The organism is Citrobacter sp. H12-3-2, assembly GCF_009649895.1.
Lineage (GTDB): Bacteria > Pseudomonadota > Gammaproteobacteria > Enterobacterales > Enterobacteriaceae > Citrobacter > Citrobacter portucalensis.
In genome coordinates this window covers 3543490-3559867 of sequence record NZ_CP045837.1, presented here as the reverse complement: position 1 = coordinate 3559867, position 16378 = coordinate 3543490, and the positions used below count along the sequence as shown (strand labels likewise).

The 16378-nt window shown below is 50.8% G+C and carries 13 protein-coding genes; 6 read left to right on the top strand and 7 right to left on the bottom strand.

Features of this window, described 5'->3' with window-relative positions; genetic code table 11:
- Positions 1–49: 49 nt before the first annotated feature.
- A complete protein-coding gene (gene uspF / locus GHC22_RS17085) occupies positions 50–478 on the bottom strand; it encodes a universal stress protein UspF (protein WP_003831130.1) in 429 nt (142 codons plus the stop codon).
- A 530-nt stretch (positions 479–1008) separates the two neighbouring features.
- Here uspF and GHC22_RS17080 point away from each other — a divergent pair.
- Both GHC22_RS17080 and GHC22_RS17075 read left to right on the top strand, forming a co-directional pair.
- Positions 1009–2103: a NapC/NirT family cytochrome c gene (locus tag GHC22_RS17080; RefSeq protein WP_153753602.1), complete on the top strand. Its 1095-nt coding sequence runs from the start codon at positions 1009–1011 to the stop codon at positions 2101–2103.
- Between the two features lie 20 nt (positions 2104–2123).
- On the top strand, positions 2124–4568 hold the full coding sequence (locus GHC22_RS17075; protein WP_032942601.1) for a trimethylamine-N-oxide reductase 2: 2445 nt from the start codon (positions 2124–2126) through the stop codon (positions 4566–4568).
- Between the two features lie 69 nt (positions 4569–4637).
- Here the strand turns inward: GHC22_RS17075 and GHC22_RS17070 are convergent, their stop codons facing one another.
- The 5 genes from GHC22_RS17070 to cusR form a co-directional block, all read right to left on the bottom strand.
- Positions 4638–5441: an MBL fold metallo-hydrolase gene (locus GHC22_RS17070; RefSeq protein ID WP_153753601.1), complete on the bottom strand. Its 804-nt coding sequence runs from the start codon at positions 5439–5441 to the stop codon at positions 4638–4640.
- Between the two features lie 83 nt (positions 5442–5524).
- The gene (locus GHC22_RS17065) at positions 5525–6028 is read right to left on the bottom strand and encodes a hypothetical protein (RefSeq protein ID WP_008784020.1); all 504 of its coding nucleotides are present in this window, start codon (positions 6026–6028) and stop codon (positions 5525–5527) included.
- A gap of 372 nt (positions 6029–6400) precedes the next feature.
- On the bottom strand, positions 6401–6727 hold the full coding sequence (locus GHC22_RS17060; RefSeq protein WP_153753993.1) for a copper-binding protein: 327 nt from the start codon (positions 6725–6727) through the stop codon (positions 6401–6403).
- 125 nt (positions 6728–6852) lie between these two features.
- The gene (locus GHC22_RS17055; RefSeq protein WP_032942607.1) at positions 6853–8304 is read right to left on the bottom strand and encodes a Cu(+)/Ag(+) sensor histidine kinase; all 1452 of its coding nucleotides are present in this window, start codon (positions 8302–8304) and stop codon (positions 6853–6855) included.
- Entirely contained in the window at positions 8294–8977 is a 684-nt protein-coding gene (cusR, locus tag GHC22_RS17050; RefSeq protein WP_003831137.1) for a copper response regulator transcription factor CusR, read from the bottom strand. Before cusR ends, GHC22_RS17055 begins: the two co-directional genes overlap by 11 nt.
- Before the next feature lie 195 nt (positions 8978–9172).
- On the opposite strand from cusR, the gene GHC22_RS17045 reads away from it, so the two are divergent.
- The 4 genes from GHC22_RS17045 to GHC22_RS17030 all read left to right on the top strand — a co-directional run bounded on the left by GHC22_RS17045 (position 9173) and on the right by GHC22_RS17030 (position 15460).
- Positions 9173–10555 (top strand): efflux transporter outer membrane subunit, encoded by a 1383-nt coding sequence (locus GHC22_RS17045; RefSeq protein ID WP_048226188.1) that lies wholly within the window; start codon positions 9173–9175, stop codon positions 10553–10555.
- 32 nt (positions 10556–10587) lie between these two features.
- Complete coding sequence (gene cusF / locus GHC22_RS17040; RefSeq protein WP_057068636.1) at positions 10588–10935, top strand: cation efflux system protein CusF; 348 nt, start codon at positions 10588–10590, stop codon at positions 10933–10935.
- A gap of 77 nt (positions 10936–11012) precedes the next feature.
- The gene (locus GHC22_RS17035; RefSeq protein ID WP_153753600.1) at positions 11013–12305 is read left to right on the top strand and encodes an efflux RND transporter periplasmic adaptor subunit; all 1293 of its coding nucleotides are present in this window, start codon (positions 11013–11015) and stop codon (positions 12303–12305) included.
- An 11-nt stretch (positions 12306–12316) separates the two neighbouring features.
- Positions 12317–15460: a CusA/CzcA family heavy metal efflux RND transporter gene (locus GHC22_RS17030; protein WP_153753599.1), complete on the top strand. Its 3144-nt coding sequence runs from the start codon at positions 12317–12319 to the stop codon at positions 15458–15460.
- A gap of 52 nt (positions 15461–15512) precedes the next feature.
- On the opposite strand, the gene rclR is transcribed toward GHC22_RS17030, so the two are convergent.
- The gene (gene rclR, locus GHC22_RS17025) at positions 15513–16367 is read right to left on the bottom strand and encodes a reactive chlorine-specific transcriptional regulator RclR (protein ID WP_137377130.1); all 855 of its coding nucleotides are present in this window, start codon (positions 16365–16367) and stop codon (positions 15513–15515) included.
- Positions 16368–16378: the final 11 nt, after the last annotated feature.

The window sequence follows — 16378 nt, the reverse complement described above, 5'->3', positions numbered from 1 at the left end:
GCCTGAGCCACAGAAAAACGGGAGCACATTCGCTCCCGTTTTAACCCTATCACCGTACAACCAGCACCGGGCATTTCGCGTGGCGGACTACGGCTGCCGCCGTTGAACCCAGTAAATAAGTGCTAAACCCCGGTTTGTGTGAGGCGATGACGATAAGCTCGGCGTCAACCGCCTCCGCCAGCTTGAGGATCTGATCCTTCGGCGGGCCGTAAACGACGTGGGTCTGAGTCCTGCCGGCAGGAATATTGAACTGCTTAATAATTTCTTCGAGTTTTTCGCTGGCTTTGGCCTGCAGACCACTTCTGTCCGGAAATTCGGTAGAGTAGGCCAGTCCCAGCGAGGCATAGAACGGAACGGTAGGAATAACGGCTAAAAAGTGGACCTTCGCGGTTTTGGCATGCGCCTGGACCTGCGGCACAACATGACGAGTGAGATCGGCTTCAGAGATATCAATGGGCACCAGAATTGAGCGATACATATTCACTACCTCCTGTTTGTTTTACCTCTACTCTGATTGTAGCGAAAGTTGTTTCTGTATAATAAGTGACCAGATCAAGGATGTGTGCATCAGTGCGGGCCAATGAAATGTGTGTGTGTCGTATGTCTGGCCGTAATGTATATGTGAGCGAAATAGTAAGACAGGTATCTTCATTAATACGTGTAATCGCAAAATAGAAAAGGGTTCTTTTTTATATGCTTTCATTGTATATTTAATTATATAGCGAGTGTTAACGCGGGATTAACTTCAGCGACTTTTACTGTTTATAGAATTTTTATTCTGAAGTTTGTGTGGTTAATGGATAATCAAACCTTGCGTGTAGAATAAAACTCTAATTTTAAACGAAATTTGATATTTACATTTCATTCTCACTAATTATGCGAGCCCCTTCAAACTTACCCATTGGCTGATTCTTATTTCTCTCTTTGCTTGATGAATATCAATAAATAGCTGCTTTAGGATATTTATTGTCTACCTCTAAAAGGGTATTCGCCTGATGGAAATAAAAGATGAGAAAAATAAATAAAACTATCCTATGGACGATGCTGCTGTGCATTGTTCTTGGCGCAGTTATTGTTTTGGCGGGGCAATGGACATTACATAAAACCTCGAGTACAGAATTCTGTTTGTCTTGCCATACGATGCAGGCGCCCTACGAAGAATATACCGGCTCGGTTCACTTCCAGAATCAGAAAGGCATTCGCGCAGAGTGCGCGGACTGTCATATCCCGGAGGGCGGTCTGGATTTTCTGGTGGCTAAGCTGCGGGCCTCAAAAGATGTTTATCATCAGTTCATCACCAAAAAGATCGATACCCCGGAAAAATTTGAAGAACACCGTCTGGAGATGGCGCAAACCGTTTGGGCACAGCTCAAGGCTAATGATTCTGCGACCTGCCGTAGCTGCCACAGTATGGACTCCATGGATCTTGCCGCACAAAGCGCGGATGCTCAGAAGATGCACAAAATGGGCATCGCGGAAAAGCAAACCTGTATTGATTGCCATAAAGGCGTCGCCCATTTCCCACCTGAAATAAAAATGGATGACAGCGCGCTTAAAGGGCTTGAAGCGCAGTCAGCCTCCACCCTAGCTTCAGCAACTGAACTTTATGCTGTAAGCAACACCGCGTTGGGCGATCTGGGAACCGTTTACCCGGCAACTAAAATGCAGGTCCTGAAAACAACGGACAACGCGCGACTGGTCGAGATTCGCGGTAGCCAGATGCAAGGAAGTGAACAGGTTATTTACTACGCAGCAGGGCAGCGTTTGATTCTTGCCAGCCTGAGTGAAAAAGGTCAACAGTCGCTGAAGATCCTCTCCGACTGGAAAAAAGATGACTACGGCAATGCGTGGCGAGATGTCGTGCTACAGGGGGAATGGAGCGGTTCCGCTCTCGCCAGCCGCGAACCAATGTGGGATTACGCGCGCAAACTCGACAATGTGTACTGCGCAGGCTGTCATGCGCCAATTCCGGCGAATCATTTCACGCTCAACGCCTGGCCTTCAGTAGCCAAAGGGATGGGCGCTCGCACCAATATCAGTGAAACCGAACTGGATATCCTGAGCCGTTACTTCCAGTACAACGCTAAAGACATGAATAAATAAGCGATCAATCAGGAGAAATCATGAAACTCACAAGACGTGACTTTATTAAGACGGCTGGCGCGGCAACCGGGACAATGGCGATTTCTTCGGTGATCCCAATGCCAGCCTGGGCCGAAGGCCAGAATGGCGGAGCAATCTTGACGGCAGCACGTTGGGGTGCGGTATACGTGGAAGTAAAAGACGGAAAAGTGGTTTCCTCAAAAGGTGCGTTGCCGAAAACGGTGCCGAACTCATTACAGCAAACTGCGCCAGATCAGGTTCATACCAATATCCGCGTGAAGTATCCGATGGTGCGCAAAAGCTATTTGGAAAACCCGGGTAAAGCGGATGGCAAACGCGGTAACGATCCTTTCGTGCGGGTCAGCTGGGAGCAAGCGCTGAAGCTCATTCATGAACAGCACAGCCGGATCCGCAGCAGCTATGGTCCCGCTTCGATATTTGCCGGTTCTTATGGCTGGCGATCCAGCGGCGTTCTGCATAAGGCGCAAACCTTACTGCAACGTTATATGAGCATGGCCGGTGGCTACGCTGGGCATACCGGAGATTATTCAACCGGTGCCGCGCAGGTGATCATGCCTTATGTTGTGGGATCGGTTGAGGTCTATGAGCAGCAAACCACCTGGCCGATGGTGCTTGAGCACAGTCAGGTCGTGGTGCTGTGGGGGATGAACCCGCTCAACACCCTTAAGATTGCCTGGAGCAGCACGGATGAACAAGGGATCGAATACTTTAATCTGCTGAAGAAATCAGGGAAAAGCGTCATCGCCATCGATCCGATGCGTTCTGAAACTATCGAGTTCTTTGGTGATAATGCGACCTGGATTGCGCCACATATGGGGACCGATGTGGCAATGATGTTAGGGATTGCCCATACGCTGGTGAAGAAAAACCTTCACGACAAAGCCTTCCTGGAAAAATACACTACCGGATATCCGCAGTTTGAAGAGTACCTGCTCGGCAAGAGCGATAAAGTAGAGAAAACCGCCGAGTGGGCATCTGGCGTGTGTGGCGTGCCTGCTGAGCAACTGGAAAAGCTGGCGGAAATTTTCTCCAGCAACAAAACCATGCTCATGGCAGGTTGGGGGATTCAGCGCCAGCAATACGGTGAGCAAAAACACTGGATGCTGGTGACTCTGGCGGCGATGCTGGGGCAAATTGGTACCGAAGGCGGCGGCTTCGGGTTCTCTTATCACTATTCCAACGGCGGTAATCCAACGCGCATCGGTGGAGTCTTACCGGCGATCTCCGCCAAAATTGAGGGTGGGTCATCGGCAGGTAATGACTGGGCGGTTTCCGATGCGGTGACCAGCCTGCCGGTAGCGAGAATTGTCGAGGCGCTGGAAAACCCAGGCGGCAAATATCAACATAACGGTAAAGAGCAAACCTTCCCGGATATCAAAATGATCTGGTGGGCGGGCGGCGCTAACTTTACCCATCATCAGGATACCAACCGCTTAATCAAAGCCTGGCAGAAGCCTGAACTGGTTGTCATCTCTGAATGCTACTGGACCGCTGCGGCCAAACACGCCGATATCGTTCTGCCAATCACCACCTCGTTTGAGCGTAACGATCTGACCATGACCGGTGATTACAGTAACCAGCATCTGGTACCGATGAAGCAGGTCATTGAGCCGCAGTTTGAAGCGCGTAGTGATTTTGACGTCTTTGCCGATCTGGCTGAGATGCTCAAGCCGGGGGGGAAAGCTGTCTACACCGAAGGCAAAGATGAAATGGCGTGGCTGAAGCAGTTCTATGACGTCGCGCAAAAAGCCGCCCGCGCCCAGCGTGTTGCCATGCCTCAGTTCAACGCGTTCTGGCAGCAGAATAAACTGATCGAAATGCGTGAGAATGAAAAGAATAACAAATATGTGCGCTACGCGGATTTCCGCAGCGATCCGGTGATGAACGCACTCGGAACGCCGAGCGGCAAGATAGAAATCTACTCGAAAACGATTGAAGGCTATCAGTATAAAGACTGTCCGCCGCATGCGTCCTGGATTGAACCGGATGAATGGAAAGGAACTGCGGATAAAGATCAGCTGCAGCTACTGACGGCGCACCCGGCACATCGTCTGCATAGCCAGCTGAACTACGCGTCGCTACGTAAAGAGTACGCGATTGCCAATCGTGAACCGGTGACGATTCATCCGGATGACGCAAAAGCCAGAGGGATTGCCGAGGGCGATCTGGTCCGCGTATGGAATGCTCGTGGACAGGTTCTGGTTGGGGCGCACGTCAGCGACGGCATCAAACCGGGCATCATCTGTATTCATGAAGGCGCATGGCCGGATATTGAAAACGGTATCTGTAAAAATGGCGGCGCGAACGTGCTGACGGCGGATATCCCGACTTCAAGACTGGCGAACGGCTGTGCCGGGAATACCAGCCTGGTATACGCAGAAAAATACACCGGTGAAGCGCCAAAACTCACCGTCTTTGATGAGCCAGCAATTGTCACCATGTAATGATGACTGATAAACGGGGGCCGTAAGGCTCCCGTTTTTTATTGCTGTTTGGGCAACGTTTTACTGTTGTTACTCAGCCAGCACTATCACATCTCCCGTTGCCGGGGCGTCAGTTCCCGGTAGCCACAATCGCCCCCACGAACCGGTGCAATGACAGCCGAGCAGTTTTTCGGGTTGTTGTTGCTGAATAAATTGTCGGGTCCGCCATAGCTTAGCGGGGGAGGCGGCGCGTAAATGAAAGCCACCGATCAGGGCGTGAATTTTGGTAACCCCGGTGATTTTCTGGCAATGGCGTACGATGTTTTCTATTCCCCGATGCCCGCAACCGGTAATGATGACTAACCCGCGTGCAGATTTATAGATCAATACGCCTTCGTCACTGATGTAATCTGGCTGGAGTGTTTTCTCGCTAATCACGCCATAGGACTGTGGCGTGGGGACACTGATTTCCCCGGACCACAAAAAACGATCGCTGATAGCCAGCGGCTCGCGGGTGTATTCCATTATGAATCGAGAGTAGTTGTTATCACGCGAGAGTTTTTTAATTTTTCGTGGTGTTCCCGCAACCGTAACTGAGGCGTACCGTTCGCAGGCTATTTGGGGATGGCAAATGATACGGCTGTTATCCGCAAGCCACGGCACGCCGCCGCAGTGATCATAATGACCGTGCGATAGCACTACGGCGGTTAATTGGGTCAGGTCTACGCCCATTTGCGTAGCGTTGTGCATGAAGCTGCCATCCGGCCCGGTATCAAACAATATTGTGGTTGTTTCATCCTGAACTAACAGACTTAATCCAGGCTTGGCCAGTATTGATTTTTCTGCGCCAGCAGCGCGTCGGTTTTCAAGCAGCACTGTGAGGGTTAAAGCCATGCCTGACTCCCGTATTAAAACGGCATACTGTAATGCATCGCTTTTGAGAGCGCTGTGATCGCAGCGCTCTTTAGCGTTATCCGTTATTCACGCACAATTTTGCCTGCGTTTCCTGCATCGCTGTCATTCCAGCTACCGTGACCATTTGTTTTAATCGTATAGGTGGCATAGCCGACACGGAAGGTCATCGTATCCTTATAGGTATTTACGTCACGCACTTCATTACCATTGACGTAAACGCCGGAATCTTCGACGTGAATATCAACGCTGCGTTGACCATTGGCAAATTTGGCTACGTAATTTCCGCTGAATTTGCCATCAATACCGGCATTATCGTGGTTATCCGTGTTAGTGGTATTTTGCTGTTTTTCACCATGATGATGACGATTCTGCTGGCCGTTGCTGTTCTCAATAAAGCCATGATCGCGGTTCCACTGATAGGATTTATTCACATCGCAGCCATTGAGTTCACTCATCTGCGTACAACCTGAACGTTCATACTTTTTCTGCATTGCCGGGGTAATTGCACATGCTGTTGTGGCAGTTGTCAGGCCAAGGACAAGGAGGGTTAGCAGACGTTTATTCATTTTTTACTCACTATCATCATTAAATTTATTTATAGGAATGCGAACTTTTTGACTGTCATGTTTACGACGACGGCAGTCTCCCATTAAATATTAATGAAGCATACCAGGGGGAATCCTAATTTATAATTAGGGTGGGGTGGTGAATGCTGTAATACGCAACATAATAAGCTGTTTATTTACTTATTTTATACAATCCGGGTAGAGAGCTAAGATGTATTTACTTTTAGAAGAAGGATTTAATGAATTATTAATATTGACATTAACGATGAAGTGGGACGCGGGCTTGTATATAAACAGGCCCGCGTGGGGAGAGTAGTCCACAATATTCAAACTTCGCGTATTTATGGATGTCGTTGTCAATATAGTTCGTCTTTACCCCTGAGTGGAGATCTGCGCGCGGTGCTGCTCGGCCTGTACCTCATGAGCAAATGAATGGCCGTTGTTTACCGATTGGTGAACAACCATCGCTTTTTCATGTTCATTCATTTGTGAAAATGATTGCGCATTGGTTGATGTTGACGATGAATTATTTGCCTGCGCGGCGTGTGCTTGTGCCATTTGTTGATGTGCAGGGGCATCGCTGTTATTCATCATTTCATGAGCCATTGCGGCCTGCTGATGCATTTGGGCTGTTTCTGCCGCATTAACGCCAGCTGAAATAAAAAACGCGATAGCTAAAAAAGAGGACATCTTATTCATCATATTTCTCCTGTTTGGGTTTACGGAAGAAAGTATAATTAATAGGGGCTGTCAGTGGCGTGACAGGATTATGACGGTTGTGTCAGACAACAGGTGATGACGGGTATAAACGTCATCACCATAAATTAAATCGCGTGCTTGGGCAGCGTCAGAATAAAGCGAGTGGCATGAGGGTCGGAAGTCACCGAGACTTTTCCTTGATGGGCAGTCACAATTGATTTCACAATCGCCAGACCAATGCCGCTGCCTTCGCCCTTACGCTGTCGTGAAGGGTCCACTCGATAAAAGCGGTCAAAGAGTCGCGGAAGATGTTGCGGGGGAATGGGGTTTCCGGGATTCTCAACGACTATCTGCACCTGGCCATCCGCCTCTTTCACCCGCACGGTTACCGACTCGCCTTTTGGCGTATAGCGCATGGCATTTGACAGCAGATTACTCATTGCCCGGCGTAACATTAATGGGTCGCCTGAAACCCAGCATGCGCGTCCTTCAAACCGTAAACCAACCTCACGCTCTTCAGCCCAGGCTTCGAAAAAGTCGAACACTTTACCGACCTCATCAGCCAGATTGAGCGCTTTTTTTTCTGGGATCAGCTGATTGTTATCCGCCTGCGCCAGAAACAGCATATCACTCACCATCTTCGACATACGGCCAAACTCTTCGAGATTGGAATACAGCACATCTTCCAGCTCTTTTTGGCTGCGGGTCTGGCTGAGCGCAATCTCCGTTTGGGTGACGAGGTTAGTTATTGGCGTGCGGATCTCATGGGCAATATCCGCTGAGAAGTTCGACTGGCGTTTAAATACGTCTTCGATGCGTTCGATCATGTGATTAAACGAACTCACCAGTTGTTCCAGTTCAATAGGAACAGCTTGCGGATCGAGGCGTACATCGAGATCTTTCGAGGTGATATTTTGGATGCGACGACTGACGTTACGAATCGGTTCATGACCTTTGTATACGGCGAACAACACGATAAAAACAATCATCATGCTAATCAGCGATGCTGTCATAATCAGCTTGTTTTTCAGATCGTTAATATAGTGCAGATGAAAGTCGATCGATAATGCCAGATACAGCGTATACGCTGGTTTTCCATCGGCAAGTTGTCCTACCGGCAGGCGAATCATTCGCCAGTTAGACGATGTTTTCTGTCCGTGGATATGTTTGGAGGTTTGCAGTGTGGGGCCTGAGATAATAAAAACATCGCTGGCATGAGCATTTTTATCCGGCCTTGCACTGGCGATAAACTGCCGGAGATCCGGCGCATTGGGCGAATGGAAAATGGCCTTTTGGTTGTTATCTTCCAGAGAAATAATGACGTTCGAATAACCCGCCACCACATTTTTTAGCGTTTCCAGGCGGCGTGATTCTGGCTCGTTGGGTTGGTTAATAATCCTCTCCAGCGTGGCGCTAATCTCTTGTAAATCGTTGATGTCCTGCTCGGCGAAGTGGACTTTCACGGAGTGGATCATTATCCATGCAAAGGCGAAAAATGAAGCAATTGTCGCCAGGCTGATAAAAAAGGTCAGTCGTGTCGCCAGTGAAAAAGGGCGTCGCCATCGTTTACTGGTCATCAGGAACCTCAAGCATATATCCCACACCGCGCACGGTCTGAATCAGTTTCGGCTCAAAATCGTTATCAATTTTGGCGCGCAGACGCTTAACGGCGACGTCGATGGCATTAGTATCGCTGTCAAAATTCATATCCCAGACCTGGGAGGCGATCAGCGAGCGGGGTAAAACTTCCCCCTGATGGCGCAGGAAAAACTCAAGCAGCGTAAACTCTTTGCTGGTCAGGGTGATGCGCGTACCGCTGCGGGTGACTTTCCTGCTGACCAGATCGACCATTAAATCTGCGACCTGAAACTGGCTTTCAACAATCACCGCAGCGCCCCGGCGCAGCAGCGTTCTGACCCGTGCCAGCAGTTCGGCGAAGGCAAACGGTTTAACCAGGTAATCATCAGCACCCAATTCCAGACCTTTAACCCGATGTTCAATGGTACCCAGTGCGGTGAGGAGAAGAATGGGCATTCCTTTGTTGGCGGAACGCAGCATCCGCACGATATCCCAGCCGTTTACATCCGGCAGCATGATGTCGAGTATGAGCAGGTCGTAATCGCCGGTCATCGCCAGGTGATACCCGTTCAGGCCGTTATCCGCTAAATCCACGACAAAACCCGCTTCCGTCAGGCCTTTCGTCAGGTATTCACCGGTTTTTTTCTCATCTTCGACTATCAAAACCTTCATCGCATTCTCCTTCTCGCACTGGTTGTGCGGACTTTCAATTCTAGGGAAGCGGGATCGGATAGCAATCTGTTATTGGGAAAATGACAGTTTTGTCATTTTCCTGTCACCGGTTAAACAGAGTCACTTCGTTAAAGTACAAGACTATAAATTCCTACTTATTTTAGGGACATCAGTCCGGTCAGGACGAGAAGAACTATGAGCAAATTTAAGCTTCTTACTCTCAGCGCTATATTCGTGCTCGCTGGTTGTTCATTGGCGCCGGACTATCAGCGCCCGGCCTTGCCGGTGCCACAGCAATTTTCTTTAAGCCAGAATTCCCTGGTGTCGGCTCCTGGTGAATACCAGGACACGGGGTGGCGAACCTTTTTTGTTGACGACCAAGTGAAGGCGTTGATTGGTGAAGCGCTGATCAATAACCGCGATTTACGCATGGCGACGCTGAAGGTTCAGGAAGCGCGAGCGCAGTATGGCGTCACGGACGCTGACCGTTATCCGCAAATCACGGCAGGCTCCAGCGGTACCTACAGCGGTAAATTAAAAGGTGATAGCAGCACCGATCGTCAATTCGAAGCTGGACTCAATCTCAGTTTCGACCTGGATTTCTTTGGACGGCTTAAAAATATGAGTGAAGTCGAACGGCAGAACTTCTTCGCCAGCGAAGAGGCGCGTCGGGCGGTGCATATCTTATTAATTTCCAACGTATCGCAAAGTTATTTCAACCAGCGTCTGGCTTACGCGCAGTTGCAAGTTGCCGAAGAAACGCTGCAAAACTATCAGCGCTCTTACGCTTTTGTAGAGAAGCAACTGGTAACCGGTAGCACCAACGTACTGGCGTTGGAACAAGCGCGCGGCGTGATTGAAAGTACGCGTAGCGAAATTGCCAAGCGTAAAGGTGAGTTGGCACAGGCCAATAACGCGCTGCAACTGTTGCTGGGTACATACGGGAAATTACCCGATGACCAGGCGCGCAGCCGTGGGGATATTAAACCGGTAACGCTGCCGCCATCGCTTTCGTCGCAAATACTGTTGCAGCGCCCGGATATTATGGAAGCTGAGCACGGATTATTGGCGGCAAATGCCAATATCGGTGCTGCACGGGCGGCATTTTTTCCGTCGATAACGTTGACCAGTTCCGTGTCCAGTAGCAGTAGCGATCTTTCCAATTTATTTAATGCCTCCAGCGGCATGTGGAATTTTGTCCCCAAAATAGATATTCCAATCTTCAATGCCGGACGTAATCAGTCCAATCTCGACCTGGCAGAAATTCGCCAGCAACAGTCGGTAGTGAATTACGAACAAAAAATTCAGAACGCGTTTAAAGAAGTGGCGGATGCACTGGTGTTACGCCAAAGCATTGCCGATCAAATTAGTGGGCAGCAGCGTTATCTGGATTCATTGCAAATCACACTACAGCGCGCCAGAGCGCTTTATCAGAATGGCGCAGTTAGCTATATCGAAGTATTAGACGCAGAACGTTCTTTATTCGCTACGCGGCAATCGCTGCTCGATCTTAATTACGCCCAACAGGTTAATGAAATTAAACTGTTTGCTGCCTTAGGCGGCGGTTGGGTGGAGTAATCCTTAATATTAACTTTTCAGGAGCATGATGTATGAATACTACCGCCAAAGCCGTACTGTTTAGCCTTTTCTCTGTGGTTATGTTTAACGCCCAGGCCAATGAAAATCAGCATGGCGAGATGATGAATATGCAGCCAGCGGCTCAACAGGAACAACTCATTAGCGCTAACGGGGTGATTGAAGCTGTTGATATGGAGAGTAAAAAAATCACGATTAAGCATGACCCTATTCCAGCGGTGAACTGGCCGGCCATGACGATGCGCTTTACGCTGGTTGCTGATACGAAGGCTGATGATATTAAGCCAGGCGATAAGGTCGCGTTTACGTTTGTTCAGCAGGGAAATCTCTCTGTGTTACGCGATATTCACATCAGTAAATAACGTTCTCGCTGGTCTCTTTTATTCTTGCCCGAGTTTTTTGCGAACGCGGGTGAGACTATCGCGCAATGGAAATCACTATGGCGTCTTTAAATATTAAAAATACCGCGCTTATTCTCGGTAGCATGATTGCCGGCGGGATTATTTCTGTCGGTGTTTATACTTATTATTCATCGGCAAAAATATCGTCTGTAGCCGGGCCAGTTCAGCAAAAAGAAGCCAGAAAAGTGTTGTTCTGGTATGACCCCATGTATCCGAACACGCGCTTTGATAAACCGGGTAAATCGCCGTTTATGGATATGGATCTGATCCCGAAATATGCCGATGAAGAGACCGCGAACGCGTCATCGCCTGGCGTGCGCATCGATCCTACACAGACCCAGAACCTGGGGCTGAAAACAGAGCCAGTGCGTCGTGGACCACTGCACTACGCGCAAACTTTCCCGGCCAACGTTAGTTATAACGAATACCAGTTTGTTATTGTCCAGGCACGCTCTGCGGGCTTTATCGAGAAGGTTTACCCGCTGACCGTGGGGGACAAAATTAAGAAGGGTTCGCCGCTGATCGACCTGACTATTCCTGATTGGGTTGAGGCGCAGAGCGAATATTTATTGCTGCGGGAAACGGGTGGTAGCGCGACGCAGGTGGAAGGGATTCTGGAGAGATTACGTCTGGCTGGAATGCCTGAAGCAGATATCCAGCGCTTAAAATCGACGCGTAAAATTCAGACTCGCTTTACCCTGAAAGCGCCTATCGATGGGGTGATCACCGCATTCGATTTGCGTACCGGTATGAACATTTCCAAAGACAATGTGGTCGCGAAAATTCAGGGTATGGACCCGGTATGGGTTAGCGCGTCGGTCCCGGAATCTATCGCCTGGCTGATTAAAGATGCCTCGCAATTTACCATCACCGTGCCCGCCTGGCCGGATAAGCCTTTCACCATCAGCAAGTGGAGTATCTTACCAAGCGTTGATGCTACCACGCGTACGCTCCAGCTCCGTTTACAGGTCGATAACCCCGACGAGGCGCTCAAGCCCGGGATGAATGCTTACCTGCAACTGAAAACACAAAGCGAGCCAATGCTGCTGATCCCGTCTAAAGCACTGATTGATACGGGTACCGAGCAGCGGGTCATCACCGTTGATAACGAAGGCCGATTTGTGCCGAAACAGGTTGCGGTATTCCATGAATCCCAGGGGCTGACGGCTATCCGCTCCGGCCTGACCGAAGGCGAAAAAGTGGTGTCCAGTGGCCTGTTCCTGATTGATTCTGAAGCGAATATCTCTGGCGCACTGGACCGTATGCGCGCCCAGAACAGTAAGGCGCAAGACACAGCCGCCATGCCAGCCCAGGCGACCCATTCACACTGAGGACATGATAAATGATTGAATGGATTATCCGTCGTTCGGTGGCAAACCGTTTTCTGGTGATGATGGGGGCGCTGTTTCTTAGCGTCTGGGGAACCTGGACCATCATCAATACGCCGGTTGATGCGCTGCCCGATCTCTCTGATGTTCAGGTGATCGTCAAAACCAGCTATCCGGGGCAGGCGCCGCAAATTGTTGAAAATCAGGTGACCTACCCGCTGACCACCACCATGCTGTCGGTACCCGGCGCGAAAACCGTGCGCGGTTTCTCGCAGTTTGGTGATTCCTACGTGTACGTCATTTTCGAAGATGGTACCGATCCTTACTGGGCGCGCTCGCGCGTACTGGAGTATCTCAACCAGGTTCAGGGAAAATTACCGGCTGGCGTTAGCGCGGAAATGGGACCGGACGCCACGGGCGTTGGCTGGATATTTGAGTACGCGCTGGTGGATCGCAGTGGGAAACATGATCTGGCGGAATTACGTTCTCTTCAGGACTGGTTTTTAAAGTATGAGTTAAAAACGATTCCTAACGTGGCGGAGGTCGCCTCGGTAGGCGGCGTGGTTAAACAGTATCAGGTCGTTATCGATCCAATGAAGCTGACGCAATATGGCATCAGCCTGGCGGACGTGAAATCGGCGCTGGATACGTCGAATCAGGAAGCGGGCGGCTCATCTGTTGAGATGGCTGAAGCGGAATATATGGTCCGCGCCAGTGGATATCTGCAAACGCTTGATGATTTCAATAACATCGTCCTGAAAACAGGGGCCGACGGTGTACCTGTTTACCTGCGCGATGTGGCGCGCGTACAGATTGGACCGGAAATGCGCCGTGGGATCGCCGAACTGAATGGCGAAGGCGAAGTCGCGGGCGGGGTGGTTATCCTGCGTTCCGGTAAAAATGCGCGTGAGGTGATCTCTGCCGTTAAAGCCAAGCTCGATACGCTGAAAAGCAGCCTGCCGGAAGGCGTAGAGGTAGTTACAACATACGATCGCAGTCAGCTCATCGATCGCGCCATTGATAACCTCAGCTACAAGCTGCTGGAAGAGTTTATCGTCGTGGCGCTGGTGTGTGCGTTGTTCCTGTGGCATCTGCGTTCGGCGCTGGTGGCGATTATTTCCCTGCCGCTGGGGCTGTGTATCGCGTTTATCGTGATGCATTTCCAGGGGTTGAACGCCAACATCATGTCGCTAGGGGGAATTGCCATTGCCGTCGGGGCGATGGTTGATGCCGCAATCGTGATGATTGAAAACGCCCATAAGCGGCTGGAAGAGTGGGGGCATCATCATCCGAATGAAAAGCTCGATAACGCAACGCGCTGGAAGGTTATTACTGACGCCTCGGTAGAAGTCGGCCCGGCATTGTTCATCAGCCTGTTGATCATCACGTTGTCGTTTATCCCCATTTTCACGCTTGAGGGGCAAGAAGGGCGACTGTTTGGCCCGCTGGCGTTCACCAAAACGTATGCCATGGCAGGCGCGGCATTTCTGGCGATTGTGGTTATTCCGATCCTGATGGGATTCTGGATCCGTGGAAAAATACCGGCCGAAAGCAGCAACCCGCTTAACCGTTTTCTGATCCGTATTTACCATCCGTTGTTGCTGAAGGTGTTGCACTGGCCCAAGACCACCATTCTGGTGGCGGTGCTTTCAATACTGACGGTTGTCTACCCGCTGAATAAAGTCGGTGGTGAATTCCTGCCGCAGATTAACGAAGGCGATCTGCTGTATATGCCTTCGACATTGCCGGGGATCTCAGCGGCGCAGGCAGCGGATATGCTGCAGAAAACCGACAAGCTAATCATGACCGTTCCGGAGGTGGCGCGCGTGTTTGGTAAAACCGGTAAGGCAGAAACCGCAACAGACTCCGCGCCGCTGGAAATGGTTGAAACGACGATCCAACTGAAGCCGCAGGACCAGTGGCGTCCGGGGATGACGATGGACAAAATCATCGCCGAGCTGGACAAAACAGTACGCTTGCCGGGCCTGGCGAATCTGTGGGTTCCGCCGATTCGTAACCGTATCGACATGCTCTCTACGGGGATCAAAAGCCCAATTGGCATTAAGGTGTCGGGTAATGTTCTGGCAGATATCGACGCCACGGCGGAGCAAATTGAAGAGGTGGCCAGAACCGTGCCGGGTGTCTCTTCGGCGCTGGCCGAGCGTCTGGTGGGCGGACGCTATCTCAACGTAGATATTAATCGTGAAAAAGCAGCCCGGTACGGCATGACCGTAGGTGCTGTGCAGCTGTTTGTCACTTCAGCGGTAGGAGGGGCAATGGTGGGCGAAACGGTGGAAGGGATTGCACGCTATCCTATCAACCTGCGCTATGCGCAGAGCTATCGTGATAGCCCGGAAGCATTGCGTAATCTGCCGATTCTGACGCCCATGAAACAGCAAATTACGCTGGCGGATGTCGCCGATGTGACGGTGGTTTCGGGGCCTTCGATGCTGAAAACCGAAGATGCGCGACCAACCAGTTGGATTTACATCGACGCCCGAGATCGTGACATGGTCTCAGTGGTGAACGATCTGAAAAAGGCTATTGCTGAAAAGGTCCAGTTAAAGCCGGGGACCAGTGTGGCGTTTTCGGGGCAATTCGAGCTGCTTGAGCGCGCCAGCCATAAGCTCAAGTTGATGGTGCCAATGACGCTGATGATTATCTTCGTATTGCTTTATCTGGCCTTCCGTCGCTTTGGCGAAGCGCTGCTGATTATCACCAGTGTGCCTTTTGCGCTGGTGGGCGGCATCTGGTTCCTTTACTGGATGGGTTTCCATATGTCGGTCGCAACCGGAACCGGATTTATCGCCCTGGCAGGTGTTGCTGCGGAGTTTGGCGTGGTGATGCTGATGTACTTGCGCCACGCTATTGAAGCCGAACCCGCGCTGGAAAATCCGCAAACCTTTACGGCGGACAAGCTGGATGAAGCGTTATATCACGGTGCCGTGCTGCGCGTGCGCCCAAAAGCGATGACCGTGGCGGTGATTATCGCGGGTCTGTTACCTATCTTGTGGGGGACGGGAGCTGGCTCAGAAGTCATGAGCCGCATCGCCGCGCCGATGATTGGCGGCATGATCACCGCGCCATTGCTGTCGCTATTCATTATTCCGGCTGCGTATAAGCTGATGTGGCTGCACAGACACCGCGGTCAAAAATAATGCTCTAAAGCGCGCGCCTGCATTCGGATTTGTTGCCGAAGCAGGCGCCGCGTTATACCTCCAGTGCCTTCACGCGTTTGCGGTACTCGCCCGGCGTGCAGCCAAATTCCCTTAAAAAGACTTTATGGAATGACGATTCGCTGGCGTAGCCCACCGACTCGGCCACCACAACCAATGGCTGCGACCCGCGAGACAGCATCTGGGCAGCGAATTGCAGGCGTAATGTGGTTAATACTGCGAGCGGCGTGGAGTTTGAGACTTCACGAAATAGCTGCGCGAAGCTGGCCCGCGACATATGCGCACGTTTCGCCAGTTCTTCGACGGTCCAGGCAAACGCCGGTGACTCCAGCATCATGAAGACGACAGCCCCTAGTTTGGGATGAAGCAGTAGATTTAACACGTTCTGAACGGGGGTCGCCTTGGTTAACCATTCGCGAACGGCTAAGGCGAACAGTGTGGCGCATTGTTGACTGCAGACTACACTGGAACCTGGCAGAGTACTCAAGGATTCCTGTTGCATCAATGCAATCATGGCCTTGAGCCAATAGCTGACAGGGCTATTTTCATCAGGTGCCAGAACCAATACTTCCGGTAACGCAGTTAAAAAATAGCGTGAGGAAGCGTGCAATCGAAGGCTGCCACAAACAATGTGTGTTTGTTCATCGCCAGACTGGCAGAGCCGATGTGCGGAGTTTTGCGGCAGGATCACGATAGTACCGGGCCGCAGAGTAAAAGATGTCCCATCGGGCATGTCCAGTTGGGCTGCCCCTTGTGTGACCGTATGCCAGCGGATAATGGACAATTCACCTGCTGCGTGAGGCAGTTGCCAGTCCCTGCTCAGTAGGCAGTTTTGGTCAATTGAGCCTTGTGGGTCGTTAAGCATCAGTAATCGGCTAAGGGCATCCATGGAGACTCCTG